At 68.3% G+C, this 20,293-nt stretch carries 17 protein-coding genes; 3 read left to right on the top strand and 14 right to left on the bottom strand.

The window, feature by feature from the left end:
* Positions 1 to 24: 24 nt before the first annotated feature.
* Both hemG and hemE read right to left on the bottom strand, forming a co-directional pair.
* Positions 25 to 1,446 (bottom strand): protoporphyrinogen oxidase, encoded by a 1,422-nt coding sequence (gene hemG, locus ABFX18_RS08800; protein ID WP_346058054.1) that lies wholly within the window; start codon positions 1,444 to 1,446, stop codon positions 25 to 27.
* Positions 1,436 to 2,548, bottom strand: a complete 1,113-nt coding sequence (gene hemE / locus ABFX18_RS08795; RefSeq protein WP_346058053.1) for a uroporphyrinogen decarboxylase — start codon at positions 2,546 to 2,548, stop codon at positions 1,436 to 1,438. Before hemE ends, hemG begins: the two co-directional genes overlap by 11 nt.
* A gap of 114 nt (positions 2,549 to 2,662) precedes the next feature.
* On the opposite strand from hemE, the gene ABFX18_RS08790 reads away from it, so the two are divergent.
* On the top strand, positions 2,663 to 3,934 hold the full coding sequence (locus ABFX18_RS08790) for a glutamyl-tRNA reductase (RefSeq protein ID WP_346058052.1): 1,272 nt from the start codon (positions 2,663 to 2,665) through the stop codon (positions 3,932 to 3,934).
* A 70-nt stretch (positions 3,935 to 4,004) separates the two neighbouring features.
* On the opposite strand, the gene ABFX18_RS08785 is transcribed toward ABFX18_RS08790, so the two are convergent.
* From ABFX18_RS08785 to ABFX18_RS08765, 5 genes are all read right to left on the bottom strand, one after another.
* Positions 4,005 to 4,766, bottom strand: coding sequence for an ATP-binding cassette domain-containing protein (locus ABFX18_RS08785; protein ID WP_090151932.1), 762 nt, complete (start codon positions 4,764 to 4,766; stop codon positions 4,005 to 4,007).
* A 40-nt stretch (positions 4,767 to 4,806) separates the two neighbouring features.
* Positions 4,807 to 5,835, bottom strand: coding sequence for an iron chelate uptake ABC transporter family permease subunit (locus ABFX18_RS08780; protein ID WP_211649111.1), 1,029 nt, complete (start codon positions 5,833 to 5,835; stop codon positions 4,807 to 4,809).
* Entirely contained in the window at positions 5,828 to 6,850 is a 1,023-nt protein-coding gene (locus tag ABFX18_RS08775; RefSeq protein WP_346058051.1) for an ABC transporter permease, read from the bottom strand. Before ABFX18_RS08775 ends, ABFX18_RS08780 begins: the two co-directional genes overlap by 8 nt.
* Entirely contained in the window at positions 6,847 to 7,827 is a 981-nt protein-coding gene (locus ABFX18_RS08770; protein ID WP_428833657.1) for a siderophore ABC transporter substrate-binding protein, read from the bottom strand. The genes ABFX18_RS08775 and ABFX18_RS08770 overlap by 4 nt, the downstream gene beginning before the upstream one ends.
* Positions 7,828 to 8,193: 366 nt before the next feature.
* Positions 8,194 to 9,279 (bottom strand): hypothetical protein, encoded by a 1,086-nt coding sequence (locus ABFX18_RS08765; RefSeq protein ID WP_346058049.1) that lies wholly within the window; start codon positions 9,277 to 9,279, stop codon positions 8,194 to 8,196.
* Between the two features lie 188 nt (positions 9,280 to 9,467).
* Between ABFX18_RS08765 and purL the strand changes: the two genes are divergently transcribed.
* Both purL and ABFX18_RS08755 read left to right on the top strand, forming a co-directional pair.
* On the top strand, positions 9,468 to 11,798 hold the full coding sequence (gene purL / locus ABFX18_RS08760) for a phosphoribosylformylglycinamidine synthase subunit PurL (protein ID WP_211649113.1): 2,331 nt from the start codon (positions 9,468 to 9,470) through the stop codon (positions 11,796 to 11,798).
* A 735-nt stretch (positions 11,799 to 12,533) separates the two neighbouring features.
* A complete protein-coding gene (locus tag ABFX18_RS08755; RefSeq protein WP_211649114.1) occupies positions 12,534 to 12,938 on the top strand; it encodes a PepSY domain-containing protein in 405 nt (134 codons plus the stop codon).
* A gap of 79 nt (positions 12,939 to 13,017) precedes the next feature.
* Here the strand turns inward: ABFX18_RS08755 and tmk are convergent, their stop codons facing one another.
* The 7 genes from tmk to ABFX18_RS08720 form a co-directional block, all read right to left on the bottom strand.
* A complete protein-coding gene (tmk, locus tag ABFX18_RS08750; protein WP_346058048.1) occupies positions 13,018 to 13,650 on the bottom strand; it encodes a dTMP kinase in 633 nt (210 codons plus the stop codon).
* A 36-nt stretch (positions 13,651 to 13,686) separates the two neighbouring features.
* Positions 13,687 to 16,533: a type I DNA topoisomerase gene (topA, locus tag ABFX18_RS08745; protein ID WP_346058047.1), complete on the bottom strand. Its 2,847-nt coding sequence runs from the start codon at positions 16,531 to 16,533 to the stop codon at positions 13,687 to 13,689.
* Positions 16,534 to 16,712: 179 nt separating this feature from the next.
* Complete coding sequence (locus tag ABFX18_RS08740) at positions 16,713 to 17,513, bottom strand: peptidoglycan DD-metalloendopeptidase family protein (RefSeq protein ID WP_090151955.1); 801 nt, start codon at positions 17,511 to 17,513, stop codon at positions 16,713 to 16,715.
* The gene (locus ABFX18_RS08735) at positions 17,510 to 17,866 is read right to left on the bottom strand and encodes a TadE/TadG family type IV pilus assembly protein (RefSeq protein ID WP_090151959.1); all 357 of its coding nucleotides are present in this window, start codon (positions 17,864 to 17,866) and stop codon (positions 17,510 to 17,512) included. Before ABFX18_RS08735 ends, ABFX18_RS08740 begins: the two co-directional genes overlap by 4 nt.
* Entirely contained in the window at positions 17,866 to 18,165 is a 300-nt protein-coding gene (locus tag ABFX18_RS08730) for a DUF4244 domain-containing protein (protein WP_346058046.1), read from the bottom strand. The genes ABFX18_RS08735 and ABFX18_RS08730 overlap by 1 nt, the downstream gene beginning before the upstream one ends.
* Positions 18,166 to 18,323: 158 nt before the next feature.
* Positions 18,324 to 19,286 carry a type II secretion system F family protein gene (locus tag ABFX18_RS08725; protein WP_346058045.1) on the bottom strand — a complete coding sequence of 321 codons (963 nt, stop codon included), beginning with the start codon at positions 19,284 to 19,286 and terminating at the stop codon, positions 18,324 to 18,326.
* A 3-nt stretch (positions 19,287 to 19,289) separates the two neighbouring features.
* On the bottom strand, positions 19,290 to 20,258 hold the full coding sequence (locus ABFX18_RS08720; protein ID WP_346058044.1) for a TadA family conjugal transfer-associated ATPase: 969 nt from the start codon (positions 20,256 to 20,258) through the stop codon (positions 19,290 to 19,292).
* Positions 20,259 to 20,293 lie beyond the last annotated feature (35 nt).

Genomic DNA, 20,293 nt, shown 5'->3' with positions numbered 1-20,293 from the left:
TCAGAGGTCTTTCGATTCGATTCGTCAGTGGGAGGCGGCGAGGGCGGCGGCTGCCGCGGTGCGGGCCCCCTGCACGATCGCCGCGAGGCCGGTGCCGCTGACCCAGTCACCGGCGAGCGTCACGCCGGCGGGAGCGGTGAACGGGCGAGCGTCGCGCGATCCCGGGGGGCGGCCCATGCGCCACGTGCACCGCACGAGGTCGACGACGGTGTCGGCGCGGAGATCGACGCCGAGAATGCGTGAGGCGTCGTACCGGGCGATCCCACGCACCTCCGCATCATCGAGCCCGACGGTCTCCGGTGCCGAGCCGGCCCGGCCGTACGAGAGGCGCACGATGTGACGGCCGGGTCCTGCTTCGCGCGCACGCTCGGGCCACTTCGCGGTGACGTGCGTGAGCGCCTTCGCGAGGATCGGAGCCGCTCCGCTCGCACGGCGCGCACCGGCCCCGACGGCGTCCCGCGCGACGAGCGCACCGGTGCCGCGCGGCGCACGGTCGAGCCTCGGATCATCGATGGCCAGCGCGACGACTTCGATGCGGTCGGTCGCCTGACCTGCGGCACCCGTCTCGCCGACGAGCCGTCGAGCCACGTTCTCCGGCACCGCGAGCACGACACGGTCGGCCGCTGCGAGCACGGCATCGTCATCGCCGAGCACGAGCCACCCGCCGGCGCCCGCTGCAGCGGTCTCGCGCGCCTCGATCCTCCGCGCCTTCGTTCCTCGGAGCACGGCGACGCCGCGACGCCGCACGTCGGCTTCGAGCCCGTCGATCAGCTGCGTCATCCCGCCGCGCAGGCCCGCGACCGCTCCGCCCGCCGCTGCCTGGCCGTCTCGCAGATCACGAGCGGCGGCGATGAGCGTTCCCCGCTTCGCGTAGGCCGCGGCGAGCCCCGGCACGGTGGCCACACCGAGGCGCTCAGGGTCGGCCGAGTACACGCCGAGCGCAACGGGCCGTACGAGGCGATGCAGGGCGCGTGATCCGAGCCGCGCGCGCACGAGCTCGGCGAGCGATCCGGCCTCGCTCCCGACGCTTCGGGGCAGCAGCGGCTCCACGGCGGCCCGCAGTGCGCCCGGCATCCCCAGCGCGCGAACGGTGGCGCGGGAGAGCGGCTGGGCGGGGATCCCGAGGGTCCCGGCGGCCGGCAGCGGGATTGACCGCGCACCGTCGATCACCCAGGAGCCGAGCGGCGCGGGCCGCACGACCTGGTCGGACAGGCCGAGTTCGTCGATCAGCTCGGCCACTGTGCCTCCGCGGGTCGCGAAGGACTCGGCGCCGATGTCGATCGTCGTTCCGGCGAGCGCGGCGCCCCGGATGCGGCCGCCGAGCCGCTCGGAGCCTTCGATCACGACCACGTCGGCGCCCGCTACGGCGAGCTCGCGCGCCGCAGTCAAGCCGGAGACGCCACCGCCGACGACGGCGATGCGCGGTCGGGGAGAGTCAGGCTCCATGGGCGAACGAGACGATGCGGGTGAGCACATCGGGGTCGGTCTCCGGCGGAACCCCGTGACCGAGATTCAGCACGTGGGCGGGCGCACTGCGGCCCCGGCGCAGCACGTCGGAGACGTGGGCTTCGAGCACGTCGGTCGCAGCACCGAGATACGCGGGATCGATATTGCCCTGCAACGGGAAAGCGCCGCCGAGCCTGCGGTTCGCCTCGTCGAGCGGCGTGCGCCAGTCGACGCCGAGCGCGTCCACGCCGACCTCGGCCAGCTCTTCGAGCAGGTGGCCGGAACCGACGGCGAAGTGGATGATCGGGACGGCGCGCGCCGCGGCCGCGTACCCCTCACCCGCTGCGTAACCGAGCCGGCGCACGGGCTCGAGCGTGCGCCGAGAGGCGGGGGCGACTCGATCGCGGTAGTCGGCAGGCGACAGCGATCCGGCCCACGAATCGAACAGCTGCACGGCGCTCGCGCCCGCCTCGACCTGCGCTTCGAGGAACACGCCGCAGAGGTCGGCGACCCAGTCGAGCAACGCCGCCCAGGTCTCGGGGTCGGCGTGCATGAGGGTGCGGGCCCGCAGGTGGTCGCGCGAGGGACCGCCTTCGACGAGGTACGCGGCCAGGGTGAACGGTGCGCCCGTGAAGCCGATGAGCGGTGTGCTGCCGAGCGCCTCGGCGGTCAGACGCACCGCGTCGCGCACCGGGTCGAGCGCCGCCCGCAGCCGCTCGGGGGTGAACTCCTCGCGCACCCGTGCGACGTCAGCCGCGGTGCGCACCGGGTTCGCGAACACGGGCCCTCGGCCGGCGACGAGATCGACGTCCACCCCGACCAGCTTCATCGGCACGACGATGTCACTGAAGAACACCGCGGCGTCGACGCCGTGCCGACGCACGGGCTGCAGCGTGATCTCGCTGGCCAGCTCAGGGGTGAGGCACGCATCGAGCATGCGGTGGTCGGCGCGGATGGCGCGGTACTCGGGCAGCGAGCGACCGGCCTGGCGCATGAACCAGACCGGCGTAGACTCGGGTCGGTCGCCCCTCAGGGCTCGGATCAATGGCGCGTCGCCCGTTCGGCCGTCGACGAGCGGGTGCGAAGCTGGGAGGAAGTTCATCGGTCGAGATGCTAGCTTATAGATCTGATGTGTCACATCTGATGTGTTCAGATTCGAGCGAAATGCCGCGCGAAACAACCACGAATCCCTGATCAGAAAACGTATCGATTATCTATGCTGCTGTGCCTCTCCTTCGATCACCGCGGGTGCTCCTTCCCTCTGCTGGAGCGCCTCACTGCGCGCACCCCGGAGATCACCGAGGCGCTGACCGCGTCGAATGACCTCGACGGCGTCGTGGTGCTGTCGACCTGCAACCGCTTCGAGGTGTACGCGCAGGCCGGGCGGGACACGAACGAGGCGATGGTCGAACTGATCTCGCAGGTCGCCGGCGTGCCGGTGTCATCGCTCTCCATGGCGGTCGATGTCGAGTTGGATCACCGCGCCGCCGAGCATCTCTTCGCCGTTGCGTCCGGTCTCAAATCAGCGGTCGTCGGCGAGGAGGAGATCGCCGGGCAGGTGCGCCGCGCCCACGTCGACGCTCGCGAGCGCGGCACGGTGACGCACCACCTCGAACGCCTCTTCCAGACGGCCACGCGCACGTCGCGCACCGTCAAGCACCGCACGGAGATCCACTCCCAGGGGCGCTCGCTCGTGCGTCTCGCCCTCCGGCTCGCGGAGAGCCGGGTGCCCGTCTGGCAGGACGCCCGCGTGCTGCTCATCGGCACGGGCGCGTACGCCGGCGCGACGATCGCGGCGCTGCGATCACGGGGCGCCGAACGCATCAGCGTGCACTCCCCCTCCGGCCGGGCGGCAGCGTACGCCGAGCGCCACGACCTCACCCCCGTCGATCCCGCCGAGCTGCGCAGCGCGCTCGACGCCGCTGATGTGATCATCGCGTGCAGCCGAACCGAGGAGCCACTGCTCACCGAGGCCGATTTCGCGCCTCGGGAACCGGGCGCGACGGCGACGACTGGGATCTCGAGGCCGGTCTCGCCGCGCCTCCTCATCGACCTCGGCATGCCTCGCAATATCGACCCGGCCGTCACCCGCATCGACGGCATCGAACTGCTCGATCTCGAAACTGTCGCACGGCACGCTCCGGTGACCGAGCTCGGCACCGAGCACGAGGCCCTCGAGATCGTCCACGATGCTGCGGTCGAGTTCGGCGCATCTCAGGCGGAGCGCGACACCCTGCCGGTACTGCTCGCGCTGCGCGGCCATGTGAACGCGATCCTGGAAGACGAGTTGTGCCGCGCCCGTCGCACCGGAGACGACGAGGATGATGCGACTGCCGCCGATGTCGAGGCGGCGCTGCGGCGCCTCACCGGCCGCCTGCTGCACGCCCCCACCACGCGCATCCGGTCGCTCGGCCGGGAGGGGCGAGCATCGGAGGCTTCCGAAGCGCTCTCCGCGCTCTTCGGTCTGGAGTCTGCCGAACGCTCCTGACCGCGCTGGGCGGGGCGCGCGCGCTCTCGCGTCGGGTCGCGTCCGGGACGTCACGCCCAGCGTCCGAGCTCTACGGGCGGTAGTACACCGCGATACGCCCCCCGCCGTGCTCGACGACCTCGACGGGAGTGTCGAAGACGCGCTGCAGCACCTCCGGGGTGAAGATCTCGTCGGGCGTACCGGACGCGACCACGCGGCCCTCGGCGAGCGCCACGATCCGATCGGCGTACGCCGCGGCGAAGTTGACATCGTGGATGACGAGCACGACGGTCTTGCCCAGCGCATCGGCCGCGGCTCGCACCTGCGCCATCATCGAGACGGCGTGGCGCATGTCGAGCCCCGTGAGCGGCTCGTCGAGCAGCACGTAGTCCGTGTCCTGGGCGAGCACCATCGCGACGAACGCCCGCTGTCGCTGCCCGCCGGAGAGCTCGTCGATGAAGCGATGCTCCATGGCCGTGAGATCGAGAAATTCGATGGCGGAGGCGATGGCGTGCGCGTCGGCTTCGGTGAGTCGTCCCGCGGAGTGCGGGAAGCGCCCGAAGGTGACGAGTTGCCGCACGGTGAGGCGCGACATGAAGTGGTTCTCCTGGCGCAGAATCGACACCGCGCGCGCGAGTTCGCGCGGTTTCGCAGCGCGCACGTCGAGGTCGCCGATCGTCACCCTGCCGGAGTCGGCGTCGAGCAGTCGCCCGATGATCGTGAGCATGGTCGATTTCCCGGCCCCGTTCGGTCCGATCAGCGCCGTGACTCCGCCGCGTTCGATGGTGAGATCGATGGGGCCGAGCACGCGGTGCCCGGCGTAGTGCTTCTCGACCCCCGTGAGGGCGATCATGCGCGGTCGCCTCTCGGTCGGCGAACAGTGGGACAGCTCATCATCTGAGCCCCTTTCTCAACAGGATCGCGAGGAACAGGAGACCGCCGGCGAACTCGATGATCACGGTCACCAGCCCCGCGGCGGCGAACACGTGCTTCAGCACGAAGGTGGCGCCCAGCAGCGTGACGAGCGCCACGCCGATGGCGAGCGGGAGCGTTTCGGCATGCCGATCCTCCCGGGTGAACTGGTACGCGATCGTCGCCACGAGGAACCCGAAGAACGTCATCGGCCCCACCATCGTCGCCGATATCGATATCAGCACCGCGACGGTCACGAGGATCAGCACGACCTCCTTGCGGTACGCGACCCCGAGCCCGGTCGCCACATCGCGACCGAGCGCGACGACGTCGAGGAGGCGGCGCCTCCGCCAGATGATCACCAGCAGCACGGCGACGATTGCGCCGGCGATCGGAAGGTAATCGGGGTTTCCCTTGCCGATGCTGCCGAAGAGGCGCGCGCTGAGCACGTCGAATTCACTGGGAGTCAGCAGGCGCTGCATGAATGTCGACAGTGAGCCGAATCCGATGCCGAGCACCACGCCGACGAGCAGCAGCAGGTGGAGGTTCGCCCGCTTCCCCGAGAATAACCACCCGTAGAGCACCGTCGCGAACGCGATCATGAGGAGGCTCTGCGCGATGATCTTCGGGATCCCCTCCATGCCGACCGCCGCCATGCCGAAGACGAACATGAGCGCCGTCTGCGACAGCACGTACAGCGCGTCGAACCCGAGGATCGAGGGGGTGAGGATCCGATTCGCCGTCGCCGTGTGGAAGAGCACGGTCGCGACCGCCTGGCACACCGAGACGAGCGCGATGGTTCCGAGCGACGTGAGCCGGGAGCGCACGATGATCCAGAACCCGTCCGATCCGGGGGCCGCCGGATTGCCGTAGACCAGGATCGCGATGGCGAGCGCGGCCGCCGTCGCACCGACCAGGAGCACCGCGCGGTGCTCGGCGACCCATGCGCGCCGTGAACGGCTGCCGCGCGGCAATCCTGCGAGCCGCTGCTCCCCCACCACGCTACGCATTGCGCTGCCTCAGCAGAATCGTGATGAAGGCCGCCGATCCGACGATGCCGAGCACCATGGAGACGGGCACCTCGAACGGCATGCGCACGGTGCGCCCGATCACATCGCACACGGTCACGAGTGCGATGCCGCCGAGGCACACCCATGGCAGGTTGCTGCGCACGTTATCGCCGCGGATCATGGCGACGACGTTGGGCACCACGAGGCCGAGGAACGGCAGGAACCCGACGACCACCGTCGTCACTCCCGCCGCCACCGCGACGAGCGCCGTGCCGGCGACCAGCACCACTTCATAGCGCACGCCGACGCTCGTCGCGACATCTTTGCCGAGGCCGGCGACGGTGATGCGGTCGGCGAGGACGAAGACCAGCAGCGTGACGATGGCGACGATCCAGAGCACCTCATACCGTCCGCGCACCACCGCCGTGAAACTGCCCATGAACCAGGTGCCGATCATCTGCAGGAGGTTGAACTGCGCAGCGAGGAATGTCGTCAGCGCGCTCACCACGGCGCCGAGCATGATCCCGATCAGCGGCACCACCAACGTCGTGCGAATGACGATGCGACGCAGGATCGCCATGAAGACGAGCGTGCCGACGAACGCCGAGAGGCTGGCGATCATCATCCGGCCGACGAGGCCCACCTGGGGCGCGATCAGCACCGTGAGGAGGAGTCCGAGCGCCGCCCATTCGGTGGTGCCGGAGGTCGTCGCGTCGACGAAGCGGTTCTGCGTGAGCATCTGCATCACGAGACCGCTGGTCGCCAGAGCCGCACCGGCCAGCACCAGCGCCAGGGTGCGCGGCACTCGGGTGATCCAGAACATCTCGCCGCCGCGCTCACCGCCCGCGATGTCGTACGCCCCGATGAGCAGCGACGCGACGAGCAGGCCCGTGACGATGAGGATCGCGAGGACCAGCGCGAGGGAGCCCTTCCAGCGCGAACGGCGAGCGGGGCCCGCACCATCGGTGCGGGCCCCGTCCCTGGCTGCTGGCGCTGCCTGCTGCGTCACGCTCATGCGCCGGCGAACGCCTCCTGCAGCTGTTCGTACAGCTCGGTGTACGCCTGGATGTCTTCCGTCAGGTAGAAGTCGGAGTCGAGGTACACGATCTGATCCTGCTCGACGGCCGTCACACCCTGCAGCGCTTCAGAGCCGGCGATCAGCTCATCCGCCGGCACAGCTCCCGGTTCTGGTTCGGCGAATGACGCATCGCGATCCAGCACGACGATCCAGTCGGGGTTCGCCGCTGCGATCGCCTCGACGCTGATGTCGTCGCCGTGCGACGTGTCCTCCGCCTGCTGCTCGATCGCGGGCTTCAGGCCGAGAGCCGAGAACACGGGCCCCACGCTGCGGCCGGTGACGGGAGCGGCGAACTCGATCTTTCCCCCCGAGGTGATGAGCCCGATCACGGAGTCGGTGCCGTTGTAGGCCTGCTTCGCATCGGCGATCGACTGGTCGAGCTCGGACGTGATCTCTGCGGCCTCGTCCTCTCGATCGAAGATCTGCCCGAGAATCTCGGTCTCGCGCTTGAGCTCCTCCATCGGGTCCTCACCGTCGCGAGGTGCGATCTCGATGACGGCTGCGTCGGGATTCTGCTCGACGATCGTGTCGTACGACTCGGAGAAGCGGTAGCCGCCGATGATGAGGTCGGGCTGAGCGGCGACGATGGCTTCGAGGTCCGGCTCGCGATGCGTCCCGACGTCTGCCACCTCGGCGTCGTCCGTGTAGTCGGGCCACGCGGTGCCCATGATGCCCTTCGGAGCCGCGACCAGTGGAACGTCCCACTCATCGAGGGTCTCGAACACGTGGTTGTCGAGCGCGACGACGCGCTCGGGGTTCACGGGGACCTCGACCTCGCCGTGGTTGTCGGTGATGGTCACCGTGGTCTCGGCCGGCACGGCATGCTCCTCGTTCGCCTCCGCGCCGGGGGCGCACGCCGACAGCGTGAACGCAGCGGTCAGGGCAAGGGCTGCGAAGCTCGCGCCGCGCAACATCTGGGTGGACACGATGGCTGCTCTTTTCGTCTCGGGCCTCATCGATCTGCGCCGACGACTGCATCGGATCGCAGAGGCCGCGCACGTTCTCGCGGCCCCGAGTTAGCCTAGCCAACGTTTCATCTGATGTTCAAGCCGAAGGGGTTCGCCTCAGCCGATCAGATCGGCATCGCCCCCGGTCAGACGGGTGTTATGGATTTCAATTCTTGAGCCTCCGGAGGGAGCCGAGCGAGTGCATCCCGTGCATGACGAACCACTGCTCCCTGTGCAGTAGGCACTCGATCTCATCGAAGCCCACTGCCCAGGGAGCAGTGAAGAACGGCCCGGAATGAACTCCGGATTGCCGCAGCCCTGTCTCGCGGGCGGTTACCCCGCCTGGGGCGGACGAGGCGCGCCCGGCACCGAGAAGTCGGGCTGGCCGTCTGGGCCGGCCGGAATCGGGCGGCCGTCGGCGAAGGTCGGCCAGGGCAGCAGCTCGGATTGGCCGCTCGGCTGCGCCTGGGGCTGCTGCAGCTGGGACTGCTGCTGCAACTGATGCTGCTGCTGCATCTGGGCTTGCTGCTGCTGCATCTGGGCTTGCTGCTGCGCCTGCTGCGCCTGGGAGTTCTGCTGCTGCGCTCGCTGCTGCTGCGCGCGCCCGTGGGGCTGCTGCGCGATGTACGGCGCCGGCGCGCCCTGACGCATGCTGCCGCGAGCGGCTCGAGCCGCATCACGCTCATCCGCGCCGAAGAACCAGCGGAGCAGCAGGGTGATCGACAGGCCGAGCGCGGTCAGGATCAGGATCGCGGTCGCGATCTTCCAGTACATATCCGGCACATTGAGCTCGAATGCCTCGATGCCGACCGGCGCGGTGAACAGAATGCCCGAGAGCACCGCGAGCACGCTCGTCACGAAGGCGAACCGCGTGATCGTCTCGGAGCGCTCGGCTCCGACCCGCAGCAGAAGCTGCGCGCAGAGGATGACCAGTCGCGTGACGAGAATCACGAAGAACGACTTCCAGAAGATCTCCCAGAGCAAGGAGTACGGGTTGTAAGGCGTCATCCAGATGACGATCATCAGCAGGCCGAGGATGTAGGCGTTCGCGATGAGGGCGACCGGCGCGTACCACTCGGACTTCTGCTCCCGCCGCGTGTCGAGCGCCGTGAAGATGACGAAGACCGCGAACAGCGCGAACGTCGAGAAGACGCGCTCGAATTTGCCCTCGAAGTCACCGATGAACAGCAACGAGATCGAGGCGATGGTCAGACCGGCGAGCAGAATGATGCTGACCTTCAAGAACGTCGAGAGCTTGCGCTGCTGATTCGCCGCCCCGGAGGCCGGGCCCGCCGTGGGCCGTGCGGCCTGCCGCGACGCCTGGCGCGCTCCGTCCGGCGTGTACGACGGGGCCTGCGTATGATCGCTCGGCTGCGGAACGGGCGTCTGGCCTGCTGCGTGAGTATTCGGATCGCTCATGGCGTTCAGTCTCCCCTGATCTGCTGACAATCTCCACCCTAGACTGTCAGCCCTGCGGGCTCGGGAATGCTCCCACGACGAGGGAGCAGTACGGGATGAGCCGGGTGACGCGACCACGTAGACTGAACCCCGTACGTTCGGCGCTCCCGTGCGCCGAAACCACCCCCGATCCACGGAGCACATCGAGCGTGACAGACATCGACGCCACCCAGAGCGGCCCCCGCCCCGACACGGTCGCCGATGCGATCGCGACGCCCGAGAAGGAGCAGCCGTACGGCGCACTCGGGTTGAAGCCCGACGAGTACGACCGCATCCGCGAGATCCTCGGCCGGCGCCCCACCTCCGGCGAGCTCGCCATGTACTCGGTGATGTGGTCGGAGCACTGCTCGTACAAGTCGTCGAAGATCTACCTCCGGCAGTTCGGCCAGAAGGTCAACGACAAGATGCGCGAGCGTCTGCTCGTCGGCATGGGTGAGAACGCCGGCGTCATCGACATCGGCGAGGGCTGGGCAGTGACCTTCAAGGTCGAGAGCCACAACCACCCCTCGTACATCGAGCCGTTCCAGGGAGCCGCGACCGGCGTCGGCGGCATCATCCGTGACATCATCTCGATGGGGGCTCGCCCCGTCGCGGTCATGGATCAGCTGCGCTTCGGCGCGATCGATGACCCGGATACGGCACGCGTCGTGCACGGCGTCGTCTCAGGCATCTCGTCGTACGCCAACTGCCTCGGCCTCCCGAACCTGGGCGGCGAGACGGTCTTCGACAGCGTCTACCAGGCGAACCCGCTCGTCAACGCGCTCGGCGTCGGCGTACTGCGCCACGAGGATCTGCACCTCGCGAACGCCTCCGGCGCAGGCAACAAGGTCGTGCTCTTCGGCGCTCGCACGGGTGGCGACGGCATCGGCGGGGCGTCGATCCTCGCCTCCGACAGCTTCAGCGAGGGCGGGCCGACCAAGCGCCCGGCCGTGCAGGTCGGCGATCCGTTCGCTGAGAAGGTGCTCATCGAGTGCTGCCTCGAACTCTTCCGCGATGAGCTCGTCGAGGGGATTCAGGATCTCGGTGCCGCTGGCATCTCGTGCGCGACCTCCGAGCTCGCGGCGAACGGCGACGGCGGCATGTTCATCGAGCTCGACAGCGTGCTGCTGCGCGATCCGTCGCTCACAGCCGAGGAGATCCTCATGTCGGAGAGCCAGGAGCGCATGATGGCGGTCGTGCACCCCGACAAGCTCGACGCGTTCCTCGCCGTGACCGCGAAGTGGGACGTCGAGACGAGCGTGCTCGGCGAGGTCACCGACACCGGCCGCCTCGTCATCAACTGGCGCGGTGAGGAGATCGTCAACGTCGATCCTTCGACTGTGGCCGTCGACGGCCCCGTCTACGAGCGCCCCGTCGAGTACCCCGCATGGATCGATGCGCTGCAGGCTTCCGGCGTCAACGCCTCGGGCCTGGCGCGTTCGGACTCCGGCGATGAGCTGCGCTCGCAGATGATCGCCGTCGCCGCATCGCCCAACCAGGCCGATGTCTCGTGGGTGACGAACCAGTACGACAAGTACGTGCTCGGCAACACGGCGCTCGCGTTCCCCGACGGCGCAGGCATGATCCGCGTCGATGAGGAGAGCGGCCTCGGCGTGGCCATCGCCACCGATGCGAACGGCCGTTACTGCCAGCTCGACCCGTACGTCGGCTCGCAGCTCGCACTCGCCGAGGCGTACCGCAACGTCGCCACGTCCGGCGCCGTTCCCACCGCCGTCACCGACTGCCTGAACTTCGGCAGCCCCGAGAACCCCGAGGTCATGTGGCAGTTCTCGCGCTCGGTCGAAGGACTCTCGGATGCGTGCCTCGCTCTCGAGGTGCCCGTCACCGGCGGCAACGTCTCGCTCTACAACCAGACCGGCGACACCCCGATCTATCCGACGCCCGTCGTCGGCGTGCTCGGCATCATCGATGACGTCGCGCGCCGCGTGCCCAGCGGATGGCAGGATCAGGGCGAGCACCTCTACCTGCTCGGCACCACCCGCGACGAGCTCGACGGATCAGCCTGGGCCGAGACCGTGCACGATCACCTCGGCGGCCGCCCGCCGATCGCTTCCCTGGCCGAGGAGCGCGCGCTCGCCGAGCTGCTGCACGCGGGCGCACAGGGCGGACTCATCTCCGGGGCTGTGGATCTTTCGGAGGGCGGCCTCGCTCAGGCACTCACCGATGGCGCGCTGCGCTTCGGCGTCGGTGCCCGCGTGTGGATCGAGGAGATCATGTCGCGCGACGACGTCGACGCCACCGCTGCACTCTTCTCGGAATCTCAGGCGCGCGTGCTCGTCGCGGTGCCGCACGAGGAAGAGGTGAAGTTCCGCGGGCTCTGCTCGGGCCGCGATTTCCCGGTGCTGCGCATCGGTGTCACGGATGGTGCGGGGGCGGATGCCGCGATCGAGGTGCAGGATCGCTTCACCCTGCCGCTCTCCGAGCTCGGCGCCGCGTCTCGCGCCACCCTTCCCGATCGCTTCGGCGCGGTCATCGGCTGAACGCACCGCGTTCGGCCGGCGACCGCGGTGGCGCTACAGCGCCAGCCCACGGAGCGAAGCGCGGGGGTGGCGGTCATCGGCTGAACGCACCGCGTTCGGCTGGCGACCGCGGTGGCGCTACAGCGCCAGCCCACGGAGCGAAGCGCGGGGAGGCGGCTAGCTCCGGATTTTCACTCAGCACAGACGCGCGAGCGGCGGAGTTCGTGCCGCGGCGCGCCCCGCTCTCGTTCGTACCCGCGAACTTCGGAGTCGGTGGGGGACGTTGCCCGAGAACGCCCCCACTGGCCCCGGGTGGGTGGATCGGACGGGTGGCAGCGCCATGATCGGCCGCGCGAATGTGTGGACATTCCCGCGAGTGCACCCCACAACACTGCTTTTCCGACCATCATGCGCGGAAATCCCCTTGCAGTCCTACTGATTTTCAGCTGACCACGCACGCACCCGAGATGTTCCGTCCGTTCGTCACCCTATCGTCGAACCCAGTGTCTTCACGTGGGCGCACGCCCTGGAAGCACATGAACCTGTCCCGCGCGCTTTAAAGGAACACCAATGAATCGTCGAACCACTGCACTTGCATTGCCCGCCACCCTCGTTGCCGCCCTCCTGCTTTCTGGGTGTGGAGGCGGCACTGGTAGCACCGAGAGCCATTCTCCGGCGCCTGCGACATCGGCGCCCTCGGAACGAGCGAACGAGAGTTCTTCGTCGTCCACGGATCTGCGGAACCACACACCCGGAGTGACGCCCCGAGAGGCCGTAGCCACTGCTCAGGAATCACACCCGGGTGATCTGCAATCACTTGAACTCACCACCACCCGCAGTGGCGTCGTGTACCGAGTTGAACTCGCCACGGCGGAGAACGAAGCGGACGTCGTGGTGGACGCTACGGACGGAGTGTTGCTCGATTCGCGCATCGAACGATCGGATTCATTCGATCCGGCTGACCCCGCGATCTCCCTCTCTGACGTGATCGACGCGCAGGATGCGATGCAGAGCGCGAACACGATCATCGACGGGCCTGTCGAGAGTTGGACCCTCACCCACTCTGACGGAAGGCTCGTCTACCAGGTGGACTTCGAGGGCAAAGATCGTGAGATCGACGTTGACGCGTTCACCGGCGACGTGGTGGAGATCGACGACTAACCCGTCAATCTCGCCGAGGGCTTCCTCATCGTCAGACGGCTCGGACGTTTGTCTCGCTCCACTGACCTGAGCGCCGGCGTCACCGCGTAAGGAACCCCGAAACGCGTCCCACGATGCGCGTGTGGATCTCATCGACGGGCAGTGCAGCATCGATGGTGAAGAAGCGGTGCGGGTCCGCCTTCGCGAGCGCACGGAAGCCGTCGCGCACCGCCGTATGGAAGTCCACTGCTTCTGACTCGAGGCGGTCGCTGCTCCCACCGCGGTCGCGGCGGCGGCCGGAGCTGGTCTCGGGGTCGAGGTCGAGCAGAATCGTCAGGTCCGGCCAGAGTCCCCCGGTCGCCCACTCGCTGATGCGGCGCACCTCGTCGACGTCGAGCACGCGCCCCGCCCCCTGGTACGCCAGCGAGGAGTCGATGTACCGGTCCTGCACCACCACTGCGTCCCGCTCGAGTGCGGGGCGCACGACCTTTGCGACGTGCTGGGCGCGGTCTGCGGCGTAGAGCAGGGCTTCAGCGCGCTCGTCGACCTCTCCGATCTCGTCGCCACCGTGCAACAGGAGGCGACGCACTTCGGTTCCGAGACGGGTGCCGCCCGGCTCACGGGTGCGGACGACTTCGAGCCCGCGGCCCTCGAGCCACTGCTCGAGCAACTCCGCCTGCGTCGTCTTCCCCGCGCCGTCGCCGCCTTCGAGGGTGATGAAGGTTCCGCTCATGTGCTCCTCCGCGACCGCACGCGGCCGCACTCGTCGTTATGCCTGGGACTCTGCGGCAGCTCGGTTCGCGGCTCGGGTCGCCGCCGCCTTCTTCGCAGCTGCCGAGCGCGCCGGGTCCACCGCCTTCGCGCCCGAAGCGGACTTCTTCGCTGCAGGCTTCTTCGTCGCCGGCTTCTTCGCTGCAGGCTTTTTCGCCGCCGCCTTCTTCGTCGCGGGCTTCCGCGCGGGAGCCTTCTTCTTCGCGGGGCCCTTCGCGCGCTTGATCGCCAGGAGCTCGACGGCGCGGGCGAAGTCGATCTCGTCCACGCTGTCGCCGCGCGGGATCGTCGCGTTCGTCTCACCGTCGGTGACGTACGGACCGAAACGGCCGTCCTTGACCTTGATCGACTTGCCGCTCACGGGGTCGGCATCGAATTCCTTCAGCGCGCTCGACGCGCGCTTGGCGCCGTACTTGGGCTGAGCGAACAGCTCCTGGGCTCCGGCGAGATCGATCGAGAAGATCGCATCCTCGCTCGGAAGCGATCGCGTATCGCTTCCCTTCTTCAGGTACGGGCCGTAGCGCCCGTTCTGCGCGGTGATCTCAGCCTCGGACTCGGGGTCCACTCCGACGACACGGGGAAGGTCGAGCAGCGCGACCGCGCTGTCGAGCTCGATCGTGGCGGGGTCCATGCTCTTGAACAGGGACGCCGTGCGGGGCTTCTGGCCCTTCGGCAGTTCCTCGCCTTCATCGGGGAGCTCGGTGACGTAGGGACCGAAGCGCCCGTTCTTCGCGACAATGCGCTTCGAAGTCTGCGGGTGGAGACCGACGACGCGATCCTCGGCCGGTTCGGCGTCGGCGAGCTCGTGGGCTCTGGCAGGCGTCAGTTCATCGGGCGCGAGGCCGTCGGGGATGTTGACGCTGCGCGGCTTCACCACGCCGTCTTCATCGACCTCGCACTTGTCGTCGAAGACCTCGAGGTACGGGCCGTACTTGCCGTTGCGGAGCGAGATCTCATCATCGATCTTGATCGTGTTGATCGCACGCGCGTCGATCTCGCCCAGGTTGTCGACGACGCCGCGCAGGCCGGGGTGCGCGTCGGTGCCGAAGTAGAATTCGCCGAGCCATTTGCCGCGATCCGCCTCGCCCGAGGCGATGCGGTCGAGGTCGTTCTCCATCTCGGCTGTGAAGTCGTAGTCGACGAGCTCGCTGAAGTGCTCTTCCAGGAGTCGTACGACGGAGAAGGCGATCCAGCTGGGAACGAGCGCCTGCCCCTTCTTCGTGACGTAACCGCGATCCATGATCGTGCTGATGATCGCAGCGTACGTCGACGGACGGCCGATGCCGAGTTCTTCGAGTCGCTTGGTGAGGCTGGCCTCCGTGTAGCGCGGCGGCGGGCTCGTCTCGTGGCCCTTCGCGGTCGGCTCTTCGATGCCGAGCCCCTGACCCGAGGACAACTGCGGGAGCTTCGCATTCTGATCGCCGGACTTGTCGCCGCGGTTCTCATCGCGACCTTCCTCGTATGCGAGGAGGAATCCGGGGAAGGTAATGACGGTGCCACTGGTGGTGAATTCCGCAGCGGTCGGTGCAGCGCTTCCGGCCTCCGACACCTGTGCCGAGAGGGTCACGGTGTCGGTGGAGCCCTTGGCGTCTGCCATCTGGCTGGCAACCGTGCGCTTCCAGATCAACTCGTACAGCGCGAATTCGCCCTGCGTGAGCTTCCCCTTGAGAGAGCTCGGACGCTGGAACACTTCACCGGCCGGCCGGATCGCCTCGTGCGCCTCCTGGGCGCCCTTCGACTTGCCCGTGTACACGCGCGGCTTCTCGGGCAGCGTCTGCGCGCCGTACAGTTCCGCAGCCTGCGACCGGGCCGCCTGCACTGCCTGCTTCGAGAGCGAGGGCGAGTCGGTACGCATGTACGTGATGTAGCCGTTCTCATACAGCGACTGCGCGAACGACATCGTCTGCCGTGAGCTGTAGCGGAGCTTGCGAGAGGCCTCCTGCTGCAGCGTCGACGTGGTGAACGGCGCTGCAGGGCGACGCGTGTGCGGCTTCGTCTCGACGGAGACGACTTCTCCCCTGGCGTCCGCAGCGAGCAGGGATGCGAGGCGCTCGGCACGCTCCTGCTCCAGCGGAATGACCCCCGCCTTCGACGCACGAGCCGTCAGGTTGCCGTCGTCACCGAAGTCGCCGCCGGTGGCGACGCGCTGGGCGTCGAGCCGCACGAGCCTGGCTTGGAACGCCGTGGTGTCGGTAGCGCTGTCGTCGGGTCGGAAGGTCGCGGTGAGGTCCCAGTACTCGGCAGCGCGGAACGCCTGGCGCTCGCGCTCGCGGTCGACGACGAGTCGCGTCGCCGCCGACTGCACTCGGCCTGCGGAGAGCTTGGGCGCGACCTTGCGCCAGAGCACCGGAGAGATGTCGTACCCGTACAGGCGATCGAGGATGCGTCGCGTCTCCTGCGCATCGACCAGCGCCGTGTCGAGGTCGCGCGTGTTCTGCTTGGCCTGTTCGATGGCGTCCTGCGTGATCTCGTGGAACACCATGCGATGCACCGGCACCTTGGGCTGGAGCACCTCGAGGAGGTGCCACGCGATGGCCTCGCCCTCGCGGTCCTCATCAGTTGCGAGCCACAGCTCGTCGGCACCCTTCAGCGCGCGCTTCAGCTCGGAGACCGTTTTGCGTTTGTTGTCATTGACAACGTAGTACGGGGCGAAGTCGTTCTCGACATCGACCGCGAACTTCCCGAATGCGCCCTTCTTGAGCTCCGCGGGCAGGGCCGAAGGCTCGGCGAGATCACGAACGTGTCCGACCGATGCAATGACCTCGTAGTCGTCTCCGAGGTAGCCGCCGATGGTCTTCGCCTTGGTCGGTGACTCGACGATGACGAGTTTCTTCGTACCCTTCACGGGTCTCCTTCGTTGCTTCACGCAGTGTAGGGCTGCTCCGCCAGGACCGGCTGAGGGTTCTGCTCCGACACGATACACATTCTGGCGTGAGAATCCACCTGCGGGATTCCACGCATGTTCTCTCTTCATTATGTCCGTCGCCGGCCGAAGTACCCGCATCGGAGTTTCTGCGCACTGCATCAACGGATCTCAGGGCCACCGATATAGAGGTATGGATTCACGTCGGGAAACGCGTTCGACGGGGTGGTCGACAGCGTGAAGTGCGAGTGCGGCCCCGACGTGCATCCGCTCATACCTGCGAGGGCCACCGGTTGTCCGGCTCGCACTGCAGTGCCCGGCGATAGCCCGAAGGCGTCGGTCGATCCGGGGGCCACGTGATTGTGGGAACTGAAGAGCACTTCCCCCCGATAGCTGTGTCTGATGATGATCGTGTGATTCGGGCCATGCCACCACGAGGGTTCGGCGACGCACTTCTCGGGCGGCCCGTCGCTGTCCGTTCCGGCTGCGACGACGACGCCGTCGTAGGGAGCGTAGAGCGGTGACCCTTCAACCGCGCGGAGATCAATGGAGTAACCATCGTGGAACCCCTGCGTGATGCCCGGCTCCGAGCTGGGCCACGCCCAGCCATTTGCGCCGACCGCACCTCCCGGCATCGCGGAACTCGGCGGTGGACCAGCGTGCGCCGAAGCGACGACGGCCCCGAGCGGCCCGTCCGCCACCACCTTCACGCGGGCGTCGGCGAGGGCGGGATCGAGCTCGCAGGACACGAGTTCGCTGCTCATCGCACTTGTGACAGCCCCCGCCAGGTCACAGGGGTCTCCCGCGAGAAACCCGGCGGCCGAGTCGGCTGCGGCGAGCGCTGCCGCGTCAGCGGCCCCTGCTGCACGGTGGGAGGCTTCGAGGTGCGACGACGCCGCGATGATCGGTACGCCGAGACATATCGCAGCGGCTGCGCAGACGAGGGTCGCCGGTGCGCTCATGAGGTCGCTCCCTCACCGATTCGGGCGGCGCACGAGCGCGATTCGACCGCGATGCGGGCGAGGGGCCCTCCACCCGGGCGCGACCGAAGCGTGACGCAGTGCAGCACGCCGTCTTCCACACGTTCGATCTCCACTCGATCACCGAGCGAATCCAGATGTTTCTGGGCGAGCTCGGCATCACCGCGGGCCTCTGATCTCGCGATCTCAGCCGACGCCGATACGAGGGTGATGCGATGCGCCGCCACGTAGATGCCGCCGATCACGAGCCCGAGTACGGCGAGCACTGCGGGCACGACGATCGCGAATTCCGCCGTGACCGTGCCGCGTTCGTCGTGCCGCAGCGCCGCGAGCATCAGGACCCTGCGCCGAGGGCGTTCTCGACGAGTTCCACGAGCATCGCTCGGATCTCGCTCGACCGCATGATGGCAACCAGCAGACCGGCGAACGCTACGGCGGCCATGATGACAATCGCGTACTCCGCTGTCACGGCGCCGCGCTCATCGTCGGCGAGCGCGCGCATCTCGCCGACGAACGCCCGCCCGCGTCGTCGGCCTCCGCGACGGACGCGCTGCAGACGTGTGCGGCGGCGCTCGGATCCGCCTTCCACGGATGTCGCACCTCGGTCGGATACGAGTTGGAGTGTGGGCTGCATCGGGAACCTCCTTGACCTCGCACGGCCCCGGCGATCGCCGGTGCATCCATCCTCACGGGAGAAGCTCGGCCCGACGCGGCCCGACGAACGATCTGTGGAGAACCCGAACGCCGATGCGATCGCCATCCCCTGTGGAGTACGAACGCTGTCGGGAAGCATCACACAGCCCCGAACATGGACAGCACCACCGGCAGCACGCCGAGCACGATGAAGGCGGGCAGCACGCAGACCCCCAGGGGCACCAGCACGCGCACGCCGAGGCGTTCCGCCTCCCGTTCCAGTCGCGCAGCTGAGGCCACGCGCTCTGCACCCGCGTGTTCGAGCAGCAGCGGGCGCATCGGAACACCGGCGGCTTCCGCAGCGGCGATCGTCGACAGCAGCGGGCTCCCGGAACAGAAGTCGTCGAAGGCGATCCACTCAGCCCCGTACTGGTCCACGCGATCCACCACGTGCCTCAGTGCCGCGGAAGGAGGGGCGCCGCCTCCCAGCGCGACCCAGAGCAGTTCGAACGGCAGACCGGCGATGTGATCGTCACTCGCGGTTCGATGCTGCATGGCGCGAGACCAGTGCACGCCGATGCCGAGCAGACCGATGCCGATCGCCGCGATCGCCGCCCCCATCCCGCTGAACAGCACCGGTATCGGATCGAATCCGAGCAGCAGGCCGAGCAGCAGCGCGAGGATCGGCAGGGCCGCAACCATGCGCACCGTCGCCCGCGGACCCGCCAGGAGCACGGAACGTCGTTCCCGCAACTGGTCGAGTTCACGCAGCGCATACGCGATGCGTTGGAGCGCGGGGGCGAGCGGAGCACCGCATGCCTCGGCGAGGCGCCAGGCGACTGCCAGCACGCGCCATTCCGGATCGGGGGTCGCCGCGAGCGCGGAGGCGACCGGGACTCCGTCTGCCACACGGGCGGCGATGATTCCCGTGGCAGAGGCCGGCTCTGCATCGGCGGCGATCACCGCGAACGTCCGACCGGGCGGCACTCCCCCGCGAAGGAGCGCCGCTGCTCGTTCCGCGACGACCGTCGCCTCATTCCGTTGATGCGCGGTGACGCTCGAAGCCGTGCCCGAAGCCGAAGCGATTCGTGACCGGGCGAGGGACCGGAGTCGCTTCCACACGCGCTACGCCACCACCCTTCGCACTCCGAGCAACCGGTCACCGGTGAGCTCGAGACCGCCGATGGCGCGCACCCGAGGGCCGAGAGCACCCCGTTCGACGTGGACGATCGCGTGCAGTGCACTGACGGCCTGTCGAGCGAGCGCTTCCGGCGTCCATCCCGCGAGCGCACCCAGCGCTTCGAGGCGCGAGGGCACTTCTTCCAGACGGCTCGCGTGGAGGGTTCCGGCGCCGCCGTCGTGGCCGGTGTTCAGTGCCGCCAAGAGCGTCGAGATCTCGGCACCGCGGCACTCGCCGAGCACGATGCGGTCGGGCCGCATGCGCAACGCTTCCCGCAGCAGCCGATCGACCGAGACCTCCCCGACCCCTTCGGCGCTCGCCTGACGCGTTTCGAGAGACACGGCGTGCGGATGCCTCAACCGCAGCTCCGCCACGTCCTCAATCGTGAGGATGCGCTCGTGCGGTGGGGCGAGATCCAGCAGTGCGGCCAGCACCGTCGTCTTTCCGCTTCCAGTGCCTCCGGTGATCAGAATGTTGCTGCGGTCGATGATCACCCGGCGCAGCATCTCTGCCGTGCTCGTCGCGCAGAGGCCTCCCGCGACGAGTTCATCGAACCGAGGGGGCGAGATGCGGGGCAGCCGAATCGATACGGCCGCGCCCTCAACGGCGATCGGGGGCAGTACTGCGTGCACTCGAATGCCATCACCCAGCCTCACGTCGGCGCAGGGGTGCAGCTCGTCGAGGTGGCGCCCGCCAGCAGCAATCAGCCCGGTCGCCAACCCGTGCGCCGCTTCAGGATCGGCCTGCCAATCCGGCACCTCCTGCAGCGCTCCGCATCGGTCCAGCCACAGTCGAGCAGCGCCGCCGCGCACCTGCACGATGAGATCTCGCAGATCGGGGTCATCCAGCAGGGGCAGCAGGCCGCCGAACGAACGCTTCGCAGCGCGACTGAGCGCCGCAGATCGTGTCGACACCGAGAGCCGTGGGTCGGGCGGCCGTGGGTGATCCG

The organism is Leucobacter alluvii (assembly GCF_039530485.1).
Taxonomy (GTDB): Bacteria; Actinomycetota; Actinomycetes; order Actinomycetales; family Microbacteriaceae; genus Leucobacter; species Leucobacter alluvii.
Note: the sequence above shows the minus strand (reverse complement) of the source record. Positions and strands in the feature narration are given on the sequence as shown.